We start from the raw sequence: 18,435 nt of genomic DNA, 5'->3' as shown, positions 1-18,435 counted from the left end.
GCGTATTTTCATCCACCAGCGGGTCGTAATAACGAAACTCCGAGGCATAGGCCACTTCGGTGGGCAGCCGGGCGATAGACTCGAACATGAATTTGCCCGCCAGCCCGGAATAGTAACTTGTGCCGCAGGCAATGATGACCAGCTTTTGAATGCGCTGGGCCAGTTCTGGCGTCAGGTTCATTTCCGGCAGATGGACACGGCCGTTTTCAAAATCTACCCGCCCACGCACCGTATCAATCAGCGCCTGGGGCTGCTCGTAGATTTCTTTCTGCATGAAGTGCTTGAACTCCCCTTTGGCCGCGCTGACCGGGTCCCAGGCGATCTGGTGGATTTGCGGCGTGAACGGCCGTCCATTCAAATCCATCACCTGGTACGAATTCCGGCTGATCCGGGCCATCTGGCGGCTCTCCAGGAAGACCACCTGGCGGGTGTATTCCAAAATCGCCGGGATGTCTGAGGCGATGAACATTTCATCCTGGCCGATGCCCAGAGTGATGCCGCCAGCGTTGCCTAATCGGGCGCACAACAACGTGTCTGGCCGGTCCACGCTCATGACAACGACGGCGTTGGCCCCTTTGAGCTGGTTGAGGGTGTGGCGCACGGCCGTTTCTAATTCTTCGCCTGCCGCCACATACCGCTCAATCATCTGCACAATCACTTCTGTGTCGGTTTCCGACCGGAAGGTGACGCCTTCAGCCTCCAATTCCTGGCGCAGAAGCAAGAAGTTTCGACGATGCCGTTGTGGACCAGTACGACACGGCCGTTCATGCTGACATGGGGGTGGGCGTTGCGCTGGCTGGGCGCGCCGTGTGTTGCCCAGCGTGTATGCCCAATGCCAATCTGCCCCATCAACGGCGACGTTTGCAGCGTCGCCTGCAAATTCGCCAGTTTGCCCACATCACGCCGCAGCTCGATCTGGCCGTTTTGCGCCAACACCGCCACCCCGGCCGAATCGTATCCCCGATACTCCAACCGCTTCAAGCCGCCAACAACCACGGCCGAAGCTTCCCGCGAACCAATATAGCCAACAATACCGCACATGATGAACCTCCAGGTTCAGGAATCAGTGTTCAGGAATCAGTAATCAGTGTTCTGTAACTGAACACCGAATACCGGATACTGAATACTGAATACCAGTACGGGCGGCCCTCAATTGTATTTTGCTTGGGGGACGCCCCTTCGATAAATAATGAGCTAACGGCCGTAAAGCCGCCGCTCAGGCCACTGGTCATACGTTTTGTTCGGCCGGTTGCCACGGCCGTTTTCACGCATCACCATACTTTGAAGGGGCAAAAAGTCAGGATGTGGCCCACCCTGGAAGGCATCCGCTGATCTTTCGATTTTCCCGGTGTCCTGTGTTCCGCATTCCGTGTTCCGGCATGGTTCATTGAGCAAAATATCATCTTTACAAATTTACGCGGCATTGTCCTGCTGGAGCGAAGTCTTCGGAGCGAAGCATCCCGCCCCGCTAAGAGGAGGATGCTTCGGGGATGCTTCGGCTTCCCTCAGCACAGGCTCTCAGCATGACGCGCTTTCTTGCCAAATTTGTAAAGCACATATCGCCTGGAATGAACCATGCCCGTGTTCCGTATTCCGTCAACGGATAACGGTTTACGGGTAACAGATAACGGTTTACGACATTCCACCGGTTAACCCAACCTCGCGGCCGGGAACCTTCACCTCGTCAACCAGATTTAGCAATAACCTGGCCCATGCGCTACCTTGCCCCGGAGACAAAAGCTGCCGCCCTCAATCACAAACAGCCAACCGTTTATCTCCTGTCAATAGGGTAATGAAATTACCTTTCAGGCATACTAACGCACCCACCGTTTTTTGTCAAAGGGCGTGTTTTAGATGCAGCAGTTCTCAATTGGTCATGGTGTGGCGCGGACGGGGAACAGCCGCAGCGGACGACTTTTTTCGCGCCGTCTCGCCCAATAGGACCCAAAGAGGGCGAGACAGGCGGGAGGCGAGGCGTTGGTGATTGGCAAAGACGTTGCGCCGCCTGTCCCGCCCCTACGGCTGGATTGCAAATGGGACACAGATTTTACTCAATTTTAGGTCAAAATCTGTGTCCATCTGTGTTCATCTGTGTCCTATTTTTCTTTCTCCGACAGACTGCTAAGGGTTCATATGTTTTTAACCTGGTGAGATTGGACCAATCTTGGAGATTGGTCCAATCTGGAAACTCCAAAGTTAATTGCAAACGAACCCTAAGACCGCCAGCCAATGGCGTAAATGCCATCGTTAAATGTGGTGGTTGTGAGCCAGTTCAGGTCGCTGTTCAGGCTGACTTTCTGCCAGATCACCCAGCCAGACTGCGGGACGTAGCGTAGAATCTCTAGCTGCATCGGTTCATTTAGACCCAGACGGTCCACTTCGTCCTGGCTGTAACCCATGTTTAGCAGCACCGGGACAGGCAGCGAGATGCGCTGACCGGGCACAAACAGCGGGCACTGATTGGCAAAAAGCGTGATACTGATGTCCAGAGGAATGCCGATCAGGCCGCCAATGCCAGTGGGCAGGGGCGCGACCAACGCCGCCCGGTTAGCCGCCGGCATGTAGCTGACGACATTGCAGTCACCGCTGTTTGCCAGCGGGGTGGCGGTGTTGACCATCACCTGGGCATCCAGCAGCGGGGCCATGCCGTCGTTGTGGGTGGGGCCAACACCACCAGCCACTTGCAGCCATTGCACAATTTCTTTGTCTACGGCCGTATCCTCGCCATCCACAATGCGCGCCACCAGGTAACGAGGCAGCTCGCGCTGGCCGGGCAAAGGCGCGAACTGCGCCTGCCACCAGCCGCCATGCCGCGCCATCGTTGTTTGCCAGCCGGGATGGCAGCCAACGGCCGTATCCAGACTGCAAATCTGGGCCACCGGCGCAGCCAGCCGGCTGTCATCATCTTGCAACCACAGGGTCAGGCCGGTAACACGATTATCTGCCAGCGTGAAGCGGTGTTCCAGCGTGTAGGCCCAGGCGTTGGCCTGGACGACGATGTCGCTGCCTGGATTCTCGTTGGCATAGACCGTATAGCGCTGCCCGGCGTCCGGCCAATCCACATAAGCGCGTACTGCGTCGCCAGGCGCCACGTCCAGCAGACGAATCTGGCCGATGGCGCTGCCGGAAGGGCTGCCGGTGGCCCGCCCCTGGGGCAAAATACGCTGCGGCTGGGCCGGATTGCCTTTGAGCAGGTAAACCTGCGAAGGCAGGCTGATGGATGACGTGGCCGGGCTGTCCAGCAGCAGGTTGACGAGCGGTTCGGCGGGTGGGGCAACGGCCGTTACCCCACCCGCCACCAGCGGCAAAAAATGCCGATAGCCTGCTTCACGACCAAATAAATGGGCCGCCAGCCCCAACTCTGGCCCGGCAGTGAGCTGCGGAACCGGCAGGTTCAGCGGGGCAAAGGAGAGCGGCAGCCCTTGAATGATGTGCCAGCGGCCAAGCGTGTCCCAATCGGGCTGGCCGTGAACGTGAAACTGCCAGGTATCGTAACAAAAGCTGGCGACGGTGAGGTGGGTGTCTTTGTGCCAGAATTCGGCCGTCTGATAATGGTAAGCCATGGCCGAAGCGTCGGGCACGGTGGTGCGGCAGCCGCTGGCCGCCAGGTCATTGCAGATGCAGTAACCGGAGAGACCGGCGCTGTTTTGGTATTCGTCGTAGAGGAAGAGGGCATAGTGCGCCCATTCGTGGGCGATGGTGCGATAGGCGGCGGGTTCGGTCCAACGACCGCTGCCCTCGACAAACGCATCGCGGCCATCCCATAAACGGCCGTAATAAGTGGCCGCCGGGGTGTAAGTGGTATTGGTCAGGTGGCCGCTGTAAACCAGGGTATCGGACACAATACCACCAACGAAGGCGGACGGCCGTTGGTCGTTGGCCGGCGTGAAGCGCAAATCCGCTTCCGCCCAATGGTCGCCACCGGTATAAACGCTGACCGGGCCAATCGCCATTTGCCCTTCGGTCCAATCATACAACACCGCCGACAATTCCCGCGCGGCGGCAGATATATCGGCGGCGCTGGTCACGACCGAATTGGGCGCGGGTGTCCAGCCCAGGCTGGCGACGAGGTGGAAAAGGGTTAACGGCCGTAAATCGCTCAACACCACGTCGCCTGTGGCCGGCGCCGGCTGTGTTTCGCCGGGCTGCCAGCTTGTGGCGTAAACCTGGTAGGCAAAACCGGCGCGTTTTCCGGCGGGCTGGCTGTGGCGCAGGCGCAGGGCGGCCAGGTGGCTGCAAGCGGCCGGCAGGGGGTCATCTGGCAGGCCAGCAGTCACGGCGATGACCAGATCGGCGAAGGGCGAGACGGCCGCTGCCCCGCTAAAACACAATACCCGCACCTGGTCGGTGATCAGGCCGCCATCCTGGTCTTTGAATTGCACGGCATACGGCCGTGCCTGGCTGCCCGGCGCGGCGGCAAAGAGCGCCGCGCTGAACAGAAAGATGAAGCAGGCAAAGCTGATGGTCAGAAAGATGGAATGAGTTTTCATGGCTGGGAGTTCCTCAGACTGTCAGAAGATATGTGCAATCTGCCGCAAGCTGTAGTAGTTGCTCGTCATGTACAAAATTTTCATAGTAACAGGATAACACGAGGCAGGCGGAATGCGCAAAACGGCCGTTCCCATCATCTGTTTCAGCGCGGCGCAGCGGCGTGGGTGGGGCGCGTTCGTGTGTTATAATCTGGCGGCATGGCGCAAAACAGCCGCTTCCCCCTGTCACCTGACCAGCTTTTGCCTTCACTCGACGACAGCGACCCGGCGCAGTATCGCCGCAGCCACGAGGAGGCCATCGCCTACCTGACCGGGCAAATCGCCGCCGGCAATCCGGCCGCGGAAGCAGCGTGGACGGCCGTGTTCGAGCGATTGGGCAATCTCTACTACGCCAGCGACACACCGGCCCTGCTGCGGCTGGCGACGCAAATGGCCGACCTGCCGCTGACAACGGCCGCAGCCCGCCACACCCGCCGTTATTTTCAGGCAGTCGCCGCCTTTCGCCAGGACTTCTATGAAGCGGCGCGAGACGCCTTCGACGACTTACTGGCCGCCCCCGACCTGCCCATCGCTCTGCGCGCGCGTGCGTTGAACGGCCGTGCCGTCATCAGCCGCCTCACTGGCCGCCTGGAAGAAGCGATGAGCGGCTACCGCGCCAGTCTGACCCTCTGGCAGCAGTTGGGCGACCCCCATTATCAGGGCATCGTCCACCTGAACCTGGGTATTATCAGCTACGGCCTGCGTCGTTACCACGATGCCGATGCCCACCTGCGCCAGGCTGAACAGTTCTTTCGCAGCGCCGGTTCGGCCGTCTGGCTGCGCAAAGTGCAAAGCGAGTTGGGTCTGGTGCAGCGCGACCTGGGCCATTGGGATGCGGCTCTGGCCTGCTTCGACGCTTACGTGGCCCAAAGCCAGGCCGTCGGCGCCGCGGAGGACGTGGGCGTGGGCCAGGCCAACCGGGGCGAAGTGCTGCTCTTCAAAGGTGATCTGGCGGCGGCAAAAGTGGCGCTGCAAACAGCGCTCCGTCTGCTGGTCAGTCGCACGTATCACGTGGACCACCTGCTCAGCCTGGGGCTGGCTTACCAGTCTGAAGACGACCTGGCAGCAGCCGAAGCGCATTTTCGGCAGGCGTTGGCTCTGGCCCAGGAAATTGAGCGGCGCGAAATTGTGCCCCACGCGGCCTACCACCTGGGCTGCGTTTTGCGTCAGCGTGGCGAAGATGAAACGGCGCTGCATTACTTCGAGCAAGCGGCGGCGGCCATTCAGGCAGCTCGCGCCCCTTTGCGTGATGAGAGCTTGAAGATCAGCTTGCTCGGTCGCTGGCAGCAGGTTTATGAGATGCTGGTGCTGCACAATCTGACGCTGGGGCGGGTGGAAGACGCCTTTGCCTGGGCGGAACGGGTGCGGGCACGGGCTTTTGCCGAGGGGCTGGCGGCACCGCCTGATGGTGGCCCACCAGAAGGTGGTGCAGCCAGCGCCGCCGAAATTCAGGCGGCGCTGGCGCCGGGCACGATGCTGCTGTGTTACTTCACCACCGGCGTGTTAGAACAAGACGTACCCCTGCTGCGGGCCATCCCGCCCGACAATCCCTTGCGCGAACACCTGCTGCTGCCAGCGTGTACGCTGCTCTTTGTGTTGACCAATGAGCGCCTGACTGCCCACGAGTGCCCCTTGGACCCTAACCTGTTTGCGACACAGTCGCCGCGTGGGCAGACGGCGCAGCGATTCTGGCAAACGGCCGTTATCCAGCGCCTGCGCCAGACCCTTTTGCCGACCAGCCGGCCGCTGCTTGCGGCTGGCGCGGCGCGGTTGGTTGTTATCCCACATGGGCCATTACACCGCGTACCCTTCACGGCGCTGCTGCACGAACCGGGCGGGCCGACCATCAGCTACGCCCCCAGCGGGACCATTTTTGCCGCGCAGCAGCGGCGCCTGATGGCGGGCGTTGGCTGCCTGGCAGTTGGGTATAACAGTGAAGTGGGCGACGGCCGTTCGCTGCGTTACACCGAGGCGGAAGTGCAGCAGGTAGCCCGGCTGCTGGGTGGGCAGGCATGGACTGGGTCCGAAGCCAAAAAAGGGCGGCTGCGCCAGGCGGCGGCCCACTGTCGCTGGCTGCATATCGCCTGCCACGGCTGGTTTGACGACGCCGATCCTCTGGCGAGCTATCTGGAGACAGGCGATGGCGAACGGTTGACGGCGCGGGATGTGCTGGCAGATTGGGCGCTGCAAGCGGAGCTGGTCACGCTGTCTGCTTGTGAGACGGGGGTCAGCCATATTTTGCGCGGCGACGAGCCGATGGGGTTGGTGCGCGCTTTTCTGTCGGCCGGGGCGCGGGCTGTGCTGGTAACGCAGTGGCCGGTGGATGATCTGGCTACCTTTTTGTTGATGGGTCGTTTCTACCACTGGGTACAGTCGGCGGCCGATTTGGGAGCGATTTTGCACCAGGCGCAAAGCTGGCTGCAGCAGCTGACCGCCAGCGAAGCCGCGGCCGTTCTCGCCCAATCAGCCATCGAAGCGCCGCCGGATTGGGCGCGGCTGCCCGGCGGGGCCACGCCTTACGCCGCGCCGGAATATTGGGCGGGTTTCCTCCTGGTGGGCAGTTCTGCGGTCTGACGGAGTACCCGTAATCAGTATTCAGTGACCAGTGTTCAATCGTCGTTACCTCTAAGAAAACGCGGATTCAAAACTTCATACTGAACACTGAATGCTGAACACTGTCTCGTCAAGGCAAACCAGGTGGGTTACCGGCCGATGGCTACGTCCAGCCGTACCTGTTCCAGTTGAGCCAGGGGCACGTCAGGGAAAACGGCCGTTCCCCAGTCGTCGGTCTTAGTGGTAACTGATTGCTCGGCGGCCGTGAGCGTGACAAGATAGCCGCCCAGGTCGGGCCAGCTTTGGCCGGGCGGCTGCACGGTTATTTCTACCAGGCAGCGGTCGGGCTGCTGCCGGTCGGCGTAAACGGCCAGCGTGAACGGCAAACCGGCGACATGCGCCTGGTCCTGGTTTAGTTCCAGGAGTTTGGGCTGGTAACGGCCGTCGGCGGCTGACCGCGTGAGGGCTGGCGTTGGTGTTGGGGGCAGCAGGCGATTGAGCGTTTCGTTGAGCTGCAAGGTGAAGCGGGCTGGGGTTATGCGCAGCGCCGCCTGCAAGACGGCCAACCAATCCACCGCCGCGTGCAAAAAGGCCAGGTCAGGTTGGGGTAGATGGTCGGGTTGGGGCAAACGGCCGTGCGCCTCCGCCAGAGCTGCCTCATAGTGCAGCGCATAGGCTTCAGCGCAAGACACACAGCCATCCAGGTGCTGCGCCGTCCAGGCAAACTGCGCCCGATAATCGGCAGCGGCTAACTGGGCCTGTACGTAGCCATCAAGCTGATCCAGGCACAGGGCGCAATCGGCATCGTCGGGCGCGTGCCTGATAACAGAGATGAAAGCCATCACGCGGGCGGTGGCTTCGTCAGGGGTATTCGTGATCACAACTTCCTACCTCCACACTTCTTCTTATTAATAAAGACGGTTAATGGCCGGGCAACCTTTCCCTGCAAAACGTCAGGCGGTTTCTTGCAAAAAGGACATCAGCAGCGGCCATTGGCGCAGTTTGGCAATGTTTTTGGCGCGTGTCACCTGGACATGGCTGGGCAGCACCGGGCTGCTGCTTAACTCGCTTTCTGTGTCGGCCAGTATTTCGTCTGGCAAATCGTCCAGATAACGGCCGACGACCAGCCGGCGGGAGCGGTCGCTGATGGGGGCTTGTTGAAGGAGGTGGCGTAGGGAAACGGCCGTTAACGAGAGGAGGACGGCCGTTTCCGGGCCAGGCTGCCGCGTTTCTGTCAGCTCTGCGGCCTGCTCGGGTTCAGGCAATAGCTGCCAGCGTTTTTGCCGTCGCAGCTCGTCAATCACCAGATTGCTAACAATGCGGCGCGCCCAGGCGCGAAACGCCAGCGGCTCTTGGCAGCTGATATACTGTTCATGAACCCGGAGCAGCGCCCGCTGCGCGCAATCTTGGGCCAGGGCGTCGCCATCAGGCTGGCTGCGGGTCATGTAGGCGGCCACCTGGTAAAGGTAACGCCACAGCTCGCGGTAAGCGGCAGTCTGTTCATCTGGATTATTGCTGCCGCAAGCGGCGTATAGGGCGCTGTTGTCGAGGGTCTGATAGTGGGACGGCGAGTCAGTCATGCGGCTATTGTAGAGAGGTTTGGCTGCCAGGGCAAAACAGGCAGCAGAAGATGCGCTCACTGGTTTTGAACCGCACGCCGACCGGATATTAAGTGCGTGTTGAAGAGCTGTGGATCGGGTAATATACTTGATAGGGTGCCAGGTCGTCGCGGCAGAGGATCAAACACAGATTGATGATTAGGAAGGTCATGGAATCATGCAGAATTGCATCTGTACCGGGCGGGTTTAACCCGCCGAATCACGAGTCTTGTAGGTAGACAGATTTGGTCTGTCGTTGGCATTGCTGACAGCAGTTGAAGGCCGGGAAACGGCCGTTTCCTAATTCATTTCCATCGGGGAAAACACCCGTATATATAAGGAGAAGTCTCGTGAAAATTGCAAACAACGTCACCGAATTGGTTGGCAATACGCCATTGGTTCGCCTGAATCGCGTCACCGACGGCGCCGTCGCCGAAGTGGTTGCCAAATTAGAGTTCTACAACCCGGCTCATTCAGTCAAAGATCGAATTGGCCTGGCCATGATAGACGCCGCCGAAAAGGCCGGTCTGATTAACAAGGACACCGTTATCATTGAGCCAACCAGTGGCAATACAGGCATCGCCCTGGCTTTTGTCGCCGCCGCGCGGGGGTACAAACTCATCCTGACCATGCCCGAAACAATGAGCAAAGAGCGCCGCATTTTGTTACGCGCTTATGGGGCAGAACTGATCCTCACGCCCGGACCAGACGGCATGGGTGGCGCTATCCGCAAAGCTGAAGAGATTGCCGCGTCGGATCCTGGGAAATATTTCCTGCCGCAGCAGTTCAAGAACCCGGCCAATCCCGAAATCCATCGCCAGACAACCGCCGAGGAAATCTGGCGCGACACAGACGGGCAGGTTGACTTTCTCGTCTCAGGCATAGGCACAGGCGGAACCATTACCGGGATTGGCGAAGTGATTAAAGCGCGCAAACCATCGTTTCAGGCCATCGCCGTCGAGCCAGACGCTTCGCCGGTGCTTTCCGGGGGCGTTAAAGGACCGCATCCCATTCAGGGCATTGGCGCGGGCTTTATCCCCGACATCCTCAACACGGCAGTTTACGATGAGGTGATTCGCGTCAAGAATGACGACGCCTTCGAGACTGCGCGTCGCCTGGCCCGTGAAGAAGGTCTCTTAGCAGGCATCTCTTCCGGCGCGGCCACCTGGGCGGCCATTCAGGTAGCCCATCGCCCAGAAAACGCGGGTAAACTCATCGTGGTGATCATTCCCTCGTTTGGCGAACGCTATCTATCCACCGCCCTGTTCAGCGGCCTGGCAGACTAAGGCTTTAGCAAGACCTGACAGGTTTGCGGAAACCTGTCAGGTCTAACCATGAAAGTACGATGTTAAAAACCTTGCGTGAAGATATTCAATCGGTCCTAGATCGGGACCCTGCGGCCCGAAACGCTGTGGAAGTTCTGTTTTGTTACCCTGGCCTATATGCCATCTGGTCGCATCGTTTATCCCATTGGCTTTGGTTGGGCAAATTTAAGCTGTTGGCGCGTTGGATATCACAATTCACACGCTTTGCCACAGGTATTGAAATCCATCCGGGCGCCACCATTGGACGTAATTTTTTTATTGACCATGGCATGGGTGTGGTGATTGGCGAGACGGCGGAGATTGGCGATCAGGTGACGCTGTATCATGGGGTGACGCTGGGCGGCACCAGCCTGCAAAAAACCAAACGCCACCCGACCATTGAAGATCATGTGGTGATTGGCGCCGGGGCTAAAGTACTGGGGGCGATCACCATCGGCGCAAACAGCCGCATTGGGGCCAACGCGGTGGTGGTAAAGTCTACGCCATCCGATTCAGTTGTGGTGGGCGTCCCTGGTCAGATTGTGGTGCGGGAACATGTTGCCCATGCAAAAGATGAGAAGGCAGACCTGGAACACGGCCGTTTGCCCGACACTATAGGCGAAACATTAACCACCTTGATCGCCCACGTCGAAGCGCTCGAAAAACGGCTAAATGGCGACGCTGTCTACAGCCCAGAGATACACGCCCCCGATCATGGCTTCTGGCATTGGGATGATTTCTCTATCTAAACAGGCAAATGGCTCATCGCGTCGTTCAATTCCCCCACCCAGGGCCGTTCTGACGCCTATCTACCAGACAACGACGTATGCCCAGGATGAAGCTGGCAAACGCTGTATCGTTTTGATGATTGTACACCTATGTCTCTACACAAAGAAATTCATGAACAAACGGCCGTCTTAACCCGCAGTTTCAATCAGAACCTGGAGACGGTGCGGGCCATCGCCCGCGCTGTGCCGTCGGATTCGTTTTACCATGCCTTTATTGCGGCTCGTGGAACCTCCGACAATGCTGCTCGCTACGCGAATTATCTTTGGGGCGCGGTCAACGGCCTGCCGGTCACACTGGCCGCGCCATCGCTGTTTGGCCTGTACCACCAGCCGCCCCGTCTGCGCGGTGCGTTGGTCATCGGCATTTCGCAGTCGGGGCAGTCGCCGGACATCGTGAACGTGCTGACCGAAGGCAAACGGCAAGGGCAGCCCACGTTAGCCATTACCAACGAGCCGGATTCGCCGCTGGCGCAAACGGCCGATTTTGTCATCAACATTCACGCCGGGCGGGAAACGGCCGTCGCCGCCACCAAAACCTACACCAGCCAACTGCTGGCGATTGCCATGCTTTCGGCTGCCTGGGCGGAAGAGCCGGCCCTGTGGCAGGCCATCGCCCGGCTGCCAGAGTGGGCAACGGCCGTATTGTCGCAGGACAAAGCCATCGGTGAAATGGCCCAGCGCTATCGCTATATGCAGCACTGCGTGGTGCTGGGTCGGGGTTACAACTACGCCACCGCTTTCGAGTGGTCGCTAAAGCTCAAAGAGCTAACCTACGTCGTCGCCGAGCCATACTCTTCGGCCGACTTTCAGCATGGCCCCATCGCTATTGTGGAGCGGGGCTTTCCGGTGATGGCCGTTGCGCCCGCGGGCGCGGTGCTGCCGGATATGCAGGCGCTGCTGCAAAAACTGGCCCAGGAGCGGCAGGCCGAACTGCTGGTCATCAGCAACGATCCCCCGGCGTTGGCCCTGGCCCACTCCCCCATCCCCCTGCCCGATGATTTACCCGAATGGCTCTCGCCACTGATCAGCATTATTGCGGCGCAGTTGTTTTGCTACCACCTGACAGATGCCATGGGATACAACACAGAAGCGCCGCGTGGCCTGAACAAGGTAACGCGCACCACCTGACGGCTATTTGAAGCTTCCCCGAAGCTGGTTCCGCTGTTCAGTGATCGAGTAGAAACTTCCAACAGCTGGCGGCTCTTCGGTGGCTGGTGAGTGACTCTCTCGTGGCTCTCTCGTGGCTCCCCATGGACAATTGAGGCCATGTCTGAATACGGCCGTTCCCCATCCGCAAGCTTTGACACTTCCAATCCTGCACCGGCGCGTTCTGGCTGGCGTAACCTGGCGCAATACATTGCTGGTCGCGGCATCATGTCATTGCTGACTGTGGCTGCTGTCGTCTACATCATCATCATTGTGGGTAATTTGGGCGGGTATGTAGATGAAATCATCGAAGGGCGCATTGAAAACACGTTGATGGCATGGCAGACAGCGGCTGGCTGAGCGATACGCCGCCAGAGGAACGCCTGGTGGCTGCGGGGTTATTTTCTGGTCTATTCTAGTGAGGATTACGTGGAGATGACCCGGGAGAAGGGGCTATCTAACGGGCAAATTGAGCGGCGCTACCTCTTGCGTCCGGCTTTGCCGGGGCTGCTGACCAGCTTTGCTTTGATGACCATTGTCTTGTGGCAAGAGATCATTGTGCTGGAATATATCTTTAACGTGACCGTAGGCCACCAGCCATTCGGCCAGGAAAAGGAGATAACCAGCCTGTCGCTGGAAGATAGAGCGTCGTTTTACTTCTCGCGTGACAAGCGCCAGGCGTATCACTTGGTTTTGGCTCCGTTTATCTTGCTGTTCCTGGTCGGTTTTGCCTTTGCCCTGGTGGGCCTGGCTGTGCTCTCCGGCAGAAGAAAACGGGGCGCAGACGGCCGTATGCGGCGTTTTGCTGCTGTTGGCGCTGTCGGCGGCGGCGCTCCTGGCTGCTCCGCGGCTGATGCCGCCCGGCCATGCCTATGGCCCATTGGCAAAAACCTGATAACCCGCCAAATCCTGCAACAAATTGCCGCTAAATCCGGTATCCTTTCCAGGTATGAATCTGCCCGACGAACCCGAACTGCTGGCCCAGGCCCTGGGCGGCAGCCACCAAGCGTATAGCGCACTCATTGGCCGGTATCAGCAATCTGTCTTTGCTGTCTGTTACCGGCTGCTAGGTCAGCGGCAGGACGCGGAAGATGCTGCCCAGGAAACCTTTGTACGCGCCTTTCGGTTTCTGGCAAATTACGACCCCCAACGGCCGTTTGGCCCCTGGGTACGGCAAATCGCCACCCATGTTTGTTATGATTGGCTCAGGCAACGACCATCTGACCCATCCCCCTTGTGGGAGGAACAAGATTGGCCGGGCGTCGGCAACACCGTCTGGCGTGAACCGGAACAGCGACAAATCATTCGGGAGCGGCAGCAGCAGCTTTGGCAGGCCATCCATGCCCTGCCAGCCCATTACCGGCTTGTCGTAGAACTGCGCCACTTTCAGGAGTTAAGCTACAATGAAATTGCCGACCAGCTTAACCTGCCGATCAACACTGTGAAAAGCCACCTGCTGCGCGCCCGCAGGCTGCTGCTGGAACGGCTGCCTGATGAAGATGGATGATATGGATGAAAAAACAGTGACCCCCGCCGATGAACTGCTGCTGCTCGCTTACCTGGATGGCGATCTGCCTCCTGACCAGCACGCCGCCTTAACGGCCCGGCTGACGCAAGAACCGGCGTTGGCGGCTGTTCTGTTCCGCTGGCGTACCCTGGACGCTGAACTAAGCGCCTTGCCCGAACCACGACTCAGCCACGACCTGACCGCCGGAGTGCTGGCCCGGTTGGATGCCCCCGTCTCTCTGCCGGCCCGCGCCTGGCGTTCACTGGTGGCCGGGCAAGCGGTCGTCGCTCTGCTGGTCATGCTGTTGGCCTGGCCCCTATTGGCTACCTGGTCGGCCCTGCGCCCTGCCCTGCCCGGCTGGCTAAGCGCCCCATCCACCACCTGGATGGCGTTCAGCCAGAGATGGCCGACATGGGCTGCCACCGCCTGGACGCCTGAATTATGGTCGGCGCGCTGGGCAACCGCCTGGCAAGGGCTGGATCAGGCGTGGTTGTCTCTTTCCTGGCTGCTGCCGCTGGCGCTGGTGGCGGCCATTCTTTGGTTTGTCAGCGTGCGCGCCATCTGGCATTCAGCGCCGGTCAACGGTTACAAAAAAGGTTAAAAAGCTATGGAACTATTTCGACTATTTTTCGCAGCCCTCCTGGTATTGGTCACGGGCACGGCCGTTCTCGTCACCCTCATTGGCCTCTTTCCCCGCTTCGCCGCACAAACACACGTTGCCTTAGAACAGTCGCCCGGTCGCTCATTCATCGTTGGCCTGGTCAACCTTTTTTTTCTCAGCGTCATCACTCTGACCCTGTTGGCCCTGGCGGAAAACGCAGCCCAATTTTTTGCCCTGCCTGCCCTTATATTTCTTGGGGTGCTGGCAGCCGCCGGGCTGTTGGGGCTGGCCGGTCTGGCGCTGCTGCTGGGGCAGCGTCTCTGGCCCGACAAGCCGCCGGTTACCCGCCACGCTTACGCCGCCTTGTTGTTGCTGTTGGCGCTGCTGGCCCCCTTTGTGGGTTGGTTTCTGCTGCTACCCCTGTTTTTCACCGCCGCTCTGGGCGCGTGCGTGATGGTGGCCATCGGCCGGGTACAACAAGGACGTATGCTGCCCGCAGACGAGGCCAACAGCCCCACCTGATAGACCCGGCGAAACTGCTGCAACTTTTCCTGCCCGTCCCTGGTATCCCTCTGTAAAAGCAGTTCATCCCGTGGTTGGCTAACCAACCAACAGACAATCTTTTTGCGGAGGTCATACCATGTCTGACGTTTATGCCGTTTTTGGTACCTTACTTGCGTTGGGGATTGCTTTCCCCGGCCTTATCTTCACCTGGTGGCTGCTCTTCCCCGGCCCTGTCAGCCGCGCTGAAACGCAGCTGACCCACACCCCCGGCCGGACCTTCTTTTGGGGGCTGCTGTTGGTGTTCCTCCTGACTGCTGCGGTTTTGGTGCTGGTCAACCTGCCGCTGCCGGGCGGCAACTTTACGGCCGTCGCCCTTGTCATTTTCAGCCTGGCTGTTGCTGCCGTGGGCGCAGCCGGGCTGACGCACTGGATGGCCCAACAACTGCGGCAGCGTTCCAACCCCGGGCTGTCGGCGGCGGGCGGCTTCTTGCGCGCCGTGGTGGCCCTGGAATTGGCTGCCGCTTTTCCCATCATCGGCTGGTTTCTGTTCATCCCCCTTTGTCTGGTCCTCAGCCTGGGGGCGGCCGTGCACGCCCTCATATCGCGCCCGGCCGCTGAAGCGCGTATCGTCGTGCAGCCAACGGGGGCCGGCGATGCCGCTTAACCGGCGCCAATTCCTGCAAATGGCTGGACTGGCCGCAGGTGGCGCGGCCCTCAGCGGCTGCGCGCCTATTTACACCCGGTTGGCTGGTGGGCCGATTACGCTGGCGCAGTGGCCCGATTGGACCCACGAACCAGCCTATCCGCTACTGCGGCGTGTGACCTTTGGCCCTACTCTGGCAGAACGCACGGCCGTTGCCGAGATGGGGTTTGCCGGTTGGCTGGAAGAGCAGTTGGCTTACGAGGCAATAGATGACCGCGCCGTGGAAATACGGCTGCGACCCTACGACCTCATCGCCCAGGACGCCGATTACCTGCGGCTGTGGGACCCGGAAGAGGTGCAGCGGCCGTTTCAGCAGGCCACCTTTCTACGTCGTATCTACAGCCATCGCCAGCTTCACGAAATGATGGTCCATTTCTGGACCGACCACTTCAACATCGCCATCACCAAAGGGGAAGTGTGGGCGCTGAAGCCGGTAGATGACCGGCAGGTTATCCGCCCCCATGCCCTGGGCAATTTCGCCGACCTGCTGCACGCTTCAGCCACCTCCCCGGCCATGCTCACCTACCTGGACAACCAGGCCAACGTCAAAGCGTGGCCCAATGAAAATTACGCCCGCGAGGTGATGGAACTGCATACCCTGGGGGTGGACGGTGGCTACAGCCAGCAAGATGTGCTGGAACTGGCGCGAATGTTGACCGGCTGGTCAATGAAGACGCACGGCTGGTGGGGCGAGTTTACCTTCGACGAGACTCAGCATGATCCGACCGCCAGGCAGTGGTTGGGGCAGACGGTGGCCGCGCCCGGCCAGGCGTCTGGCACAGCAGCGCTGCAAACCCTGGCGACCCATCCCCAAACCGGCCGTTACCTGGCCACAAAGCTGGTGCGCCGCTTTATCAGTGACGCGCCGGAGCGGGATGCGCCGGAACTGGTAGAGAAAACGGCCGTGGCCTTCAGCCGCACCGGCGGCGATATTCGCGCCATGCTGCGGGTAGTGCTGTTGGATGGCCTGGCCGTTTGGCCCGGTCCCCCGCCGCCCAAATTTAAGCGACCGGTAGATTTCGTCAGCAGCGCCCTGCGCCAACTGCCGCTGGAAACGGATGGCGGTGAACCGCTGCAAACAGAACTGGCGGCCATGGGACAGGCCGATTATGCGTGGCCTACCCCGGATGGCCCGCCCGACATAGCCGCTGCCTGGCTGCGCAATCTGCTGCCGCGCTGGCGCTTTGCTACCCGTTTGGCTGACAACGGCTATCGCGGAACCCGGTGGCAGTTTGCCCCGTCGCTGCTGGCCGAATTGGAGCAGCCGGCGGCGTTGTTGGCGCAGTTGAGCCGCCTGCTGTTGGGCGGCGCATTGACCCCGGCCGACAGCCAAGCGTTATTGGCGGCGCTGACTCCGACGCAAGCGGCAGATTTGGCTCAGGCCGCACCTGTTTTTCTGGCTGGGCTGTTGGCTTCGCCCGCCTTTCAGTGGCGATGAGAGGGAACTAAAGGACAACTCATGACTGTTTCACACCTGACACGACGTGATTTTTTGGCAGGAATGGCGACAGGGGTAACGGCCGTGTGGCCGGCCTGGATGCCCCGTTTAGCCTTTGCGCCGCCCCAAACCAACGCCCGCGGCGACGTGCTGTTGGTGCTGTTTTTGCGCGGCGCGGCCGACGCGCTCAATATGGTGGCGCCACACGGTGAGGAGGCCTACTACCGTGCCCGCCCCACACTGGCGATTGCCCGCCCCGACCACAGCAGTGTGAACAGCCGCGAACGGGTCATTGACCTGGATGGCTTTTTTGGCCTGCATCCGGCGTTACGGCCGTTGCTGAACGCCTGGCAAACGGGCCATTTGGCCATCGTCCACGCCTGCGGCGCGCCGGACGAGTCGCGCAGCCATTTCAAAGCTATGGCGCTGATGGAACGGGGCGTGGCCGATGAACGTGGTCCCGCCTCTGGGTGGATCAACCGCCATTTGGCCAGCCACAACACCGGCAACAACAGCCCCATACGCGCTATCGGCCTGGGAGAAACGCTGCCGCGCAGCCTCTACGGCGCTGTTCCGGCGACAGCCATGCATTCAATTGTTGCGTTTCACCTGAGCGGGGATGCACAGCGGGCGCGGCAGATGACGGCCGTGCTGCGCGACCTGTACTGGCAAAAAGACGAACTGGGCGTGATGGGGCGCGAGACGCTGGCGGCTATCAACACGCTGGAAAAACTAGACCCGGCCAGGTATCTGCCTCAAGGTGGTGGACTCTACCCGGAAAGCGATTTTGGCTACAGCCTGCGTCAGATTGCCATGCTGATTAAGGCAGACGCGGGGCTAGAGGTGGCTGCCGTGGACCTGGGCGGTTGGGATACGCATTTTGGGCAGGGCGGCAGCAACGGGCTGATGGCCGGTTTGCTGGCCGATCTGGGGCAGGGATTAGCCGCTTTTCACGCCGATTTGCTGGATTACATGGGGCACATCAGCGTGGTGGTGATGTCGGAATTCGGGCGAAGGGTATTTGAAAATGCCAGCCTGGGCACCGACCATGGACACGGGGGGATGATGATGCTGCTGGGTGGGCATGTGGCCGGCGGGCAGGTATTGGGTGACTGGCCAGGCCTGGAAGGGGGTTCGTTGTTCGGGCCGGGCGACCTGATGGTAACGACAGATTATCGGGATGTGTTGGCGGAGGTCATACAGATACGGTTGGGCAATACGGCCGTGGACCAAGTGTTCCCGCATTACCAGCCAACCCACCACGGTTTTGTCTCCTGACGCCCCCGAATCTGACGCTTGCAACACAGCCAGGTATACTTTCGGCATGTCCCGAAAGCAGGCCAGTTTTTTACCTCCAACTAACAGAATCTAACGCCCCTAATATGACCTGTTTGATGTGGCCGGGTGTCTGAATACCGTCAGTCCAATCATCTTTATACCCGGCGATTTTAGGAGGCGATGGCCGGGCTGACAGTGGCCGATAGGCTACCTTTTGGGTGTTGTACGAAAGATCACCACCGGGGGTTTGAGGCGGTTTTTTTGGGGGGGGTGGTGGGGGGAATGCCGTTTTGGCGGTGATTTTTGCTCTTTTCTAGTTCGACCTGCTACAATGACCTTTGTCATGGGGGTGAAAGGTAGCCGTTATCGGGTGTCCCCGGACTTCAATTCCAAATAGAAAGGTTCCGGCCGAGTGCGGCTTCGTTCAGCTCAGGATTATGCGACAACTCCGCAACCTCCGCGCCGCGTGGAGCTTTACTTCGTCTG

General features: G+C 60.0%; 17 protein-coding genes. 12 read left to right on the top strand and 5 right to left on the bottom strand.

Annotated elements, in window-relative coordinates; translation table 11 throughout:
• From IPM39_29315 to IPM39_29305, 3 genes are all read right to left on the bottom strand, one after another.
• Positions 1–721: SIS domain-containing protein (locus IPM39_29315; GenBank protein ID MBK8990116.1), on the bottom strand; the 721-nt coding region annotated here is incomplete at its 3' end.
• Positions 655–1,041, bottom strand: coding sequence for a hypothetical protein (locus IPM39_29310; protein MBK8990115.1), 387 nt, complete (start codon positions 1,039–1,041; stop codon positions 655–657). The genes IPM39_29315 and IPM39_29310, both read right to left, overlap by 67 nt.
• Before the next feature lie 1,172 nt (positions 1,042–2,213).
• Complete coding sequence (locus IPM39_29305; protein ID MBK8990114.1) at positions 2,214–4,490, bottom strand: hypothetical protein; 2,277 nt, start codon at positions 4,488–4,490, stop codon at positions 2,214–2,216.
• A 198-nt stretch (positions 4,491–4,688) separates the two neighbouring features.
• On the opposite strand from IPM39_29305, the gene IPM39_29300 reads away from it, so the two are divergent.
• Entirely contained in the window at positions 4,689–7,103 is a 2,415-nt protein-coding gene (locus tag IPM39_29300) for a CHAT domain-containing protein (protein ID MBK8990113.1), read from the top strand.
• Between the two features lie 128 nt (positions 7,104–7,231).
• Here IPM39_29300 and IPM39_29295 read toward each other — a convergent pair whose 3' ends face one another.
• Both IPM39_29295 and IPM39_29290 read right to left on the bottom strand, forming a co-directional pair.
• The gene (locus IPM39_29295; GenBank protein MBK8990112.1) at positions 7,232–7,963 is read right to left on the bottom strand and encodes a hypothetical protein; all 732 of its coding nucleotides are present in this window, start codon (positions 7,961–7,963) and stop codon (positions 7,232–7,234) included.
• Positions 7,964–8,035: 72 nt separating this feature from the next.
• A complete protein-coding gene (locus IPM39_29290; protein MBK8990111.1) occupies positions 8,036–8,722 on the bottom strand; it encodes an RNA polymerase sigma factor in 687 nt (228 codons plus the stop codon).
• A 308-nt stretch (positions 8,723–9,030) separates the two neighbouring features.
• On the opposite strand from IPM39_29290, the gene cysK reads away from it, so the two are divergent.
• The 11 genes from cysK (at position 9,031) to IPM39_29235 (ending at position 17,949) form a co-directional block, all read left to right on the top strand.
• Complete coding sequence (cysK, locus tag IPM39_29285) at positions 9,031–9,966, top strand: cysteine synthase A (GenBank protein MBK8990110.1); 936 nt, start codon at positions 9,031–9,033, stop codon at positions 9,964–9,966.
• 59 nt (positions 9,967–10,025) lie between these two features.
• Positions 10,026–10,733: a serine O-acetyltransferase gene (gene cysE, locus IPM39_29280; GenBank protein ID MBK8990109.1), complete on the top strand. Its 708-nt coding sequence runs from the start codon at positions 10,026–10,028 to the stop codon at positions 10,731–10,733.
• A 129-nt stretch (positions 10,734–10,862) separates the two neighbouring features.
• On the top strand, positions 10,863–11,900 hold the full coding sequence (locus IPM39_29275; GenBank protein ID MBK8990108.1) for an SIS domain-containing protein: 1,038 nt from the start codon (positions 10,863–10,865) through the stop codon (positions 11,898–11,900).
• 138 nt (positions 11,901–12,038) lie between these two features.
• Positions 12,039–12,278: a hypothetical protein gene (locus IPM39_29270; GenBank protein ID MBK8990107.1), complete on the top strand. Its 240-nt coding sequence runs from the start codon at positions 12,039–12,041 to the stop codon at positions 12,276–12,278.
• A gap of 75 nt (positions 12,279–12,353) precedes the next feature.
• Complete coding sequence (locus IPM39_29265; GenBank protein MBK8990106.1) at positions 12,354–12,932, top strand: hypothetical protein; 579 nt, start codon at positions 12,354–12,356, stop codon at positions 12,930–12,932.
• The gene (locus IPM39_29260) at positions 12,868–13,425 is read left to right on the top strand and encodes a sigma-70 family RNA polymerase sigma factor (protein ID MBK8990105.1); all 558 of its coding nucleotides are present in this window, start codon (positions 12,868–12,870) and stop codon (positions 13,423–13,425) included. Before IPM39_29265 ends, IPM39_29260 begins: the two co-directional genes overlap by 65 nt.
• Before the next feature lies 1 nt (position 13,426).
• On the top strand, positions 13,427–14,026 hold the full coding sequence (locus IPM39_29255; GenBank protein MBK8990104.1) for a hypothetical protein: 600 nt from the start codon (positions 13,427–13,429) through the stop codon (positions 14,024–14,026).
• A gap of 6 nt (positions 14,027–14,032) precedes the next feature.
• Positions 14,033–14,548, top strand: a complete 516-nt coding sequence (locus IPM39_29250; GenBank protein MBK8990103.1) for a hypothetical protein — start codon at positions 14,033–14,035, stop codon at positions 14,546–14,548.
• Between the two features lie 118 nt (positions 14,549–14,666).
• Positions 14,667–15,194: a hypothetical protein gene (locus tag IPM39_29245; GenBank protein MBK8990102.1), complete on the top strand. Its 528-nt coding sequence runs from the start codon at positions 14,667–14,669 to the stop codon at positions 15,192–15,194.
• Positions 15,184–16,671 carry a DUF1800 domain-containing protein gene (locus IPM39_29240; GenBank protein ID MBK8990101.1) on the top strand — a complete coding sequence of 496 codons (1,488 nt, stop codon included), beginning with the start codon at positions 15,184–15,186 and terminating at the stop codon, positions 16,669–16,671. Before IPM39_29245 ends, IPM39_29240 begins: the two co-directional genes overlap by 11 nt.
• A 21-nt stretch (positions 16,672–16,692) precedes the next feature.
• Positions 16,693–17,949 (top strand): DUF1501 domain-containing protein, encoded by a 1,257-nt coding sequence (locus IPM39_29235; GenBank protein ID MBK8990100.1) that lies wholly within the window; start codon positions 16,693–16,695, stop codon positions 17,947–17,949.
• Positions 17,950–18,435 lie beyond the last annotated feature (486 nt).

Source organism: Candidatus Leptovillus gracilis (assembly GCA_016716065.1).
Taxonomy (GTDB): domain Bacteria; phylum Chloroflexota; class Anaerolineae; order Promineifilales; family Promineifilaceae; genus Leptovillus; species Leptovillus gracilis.
The sequence above is the reverse complement of the archived record's forward strand: the minus strand, read 5'-3'. Positions and strand labels throughout refer to the sequence as shown.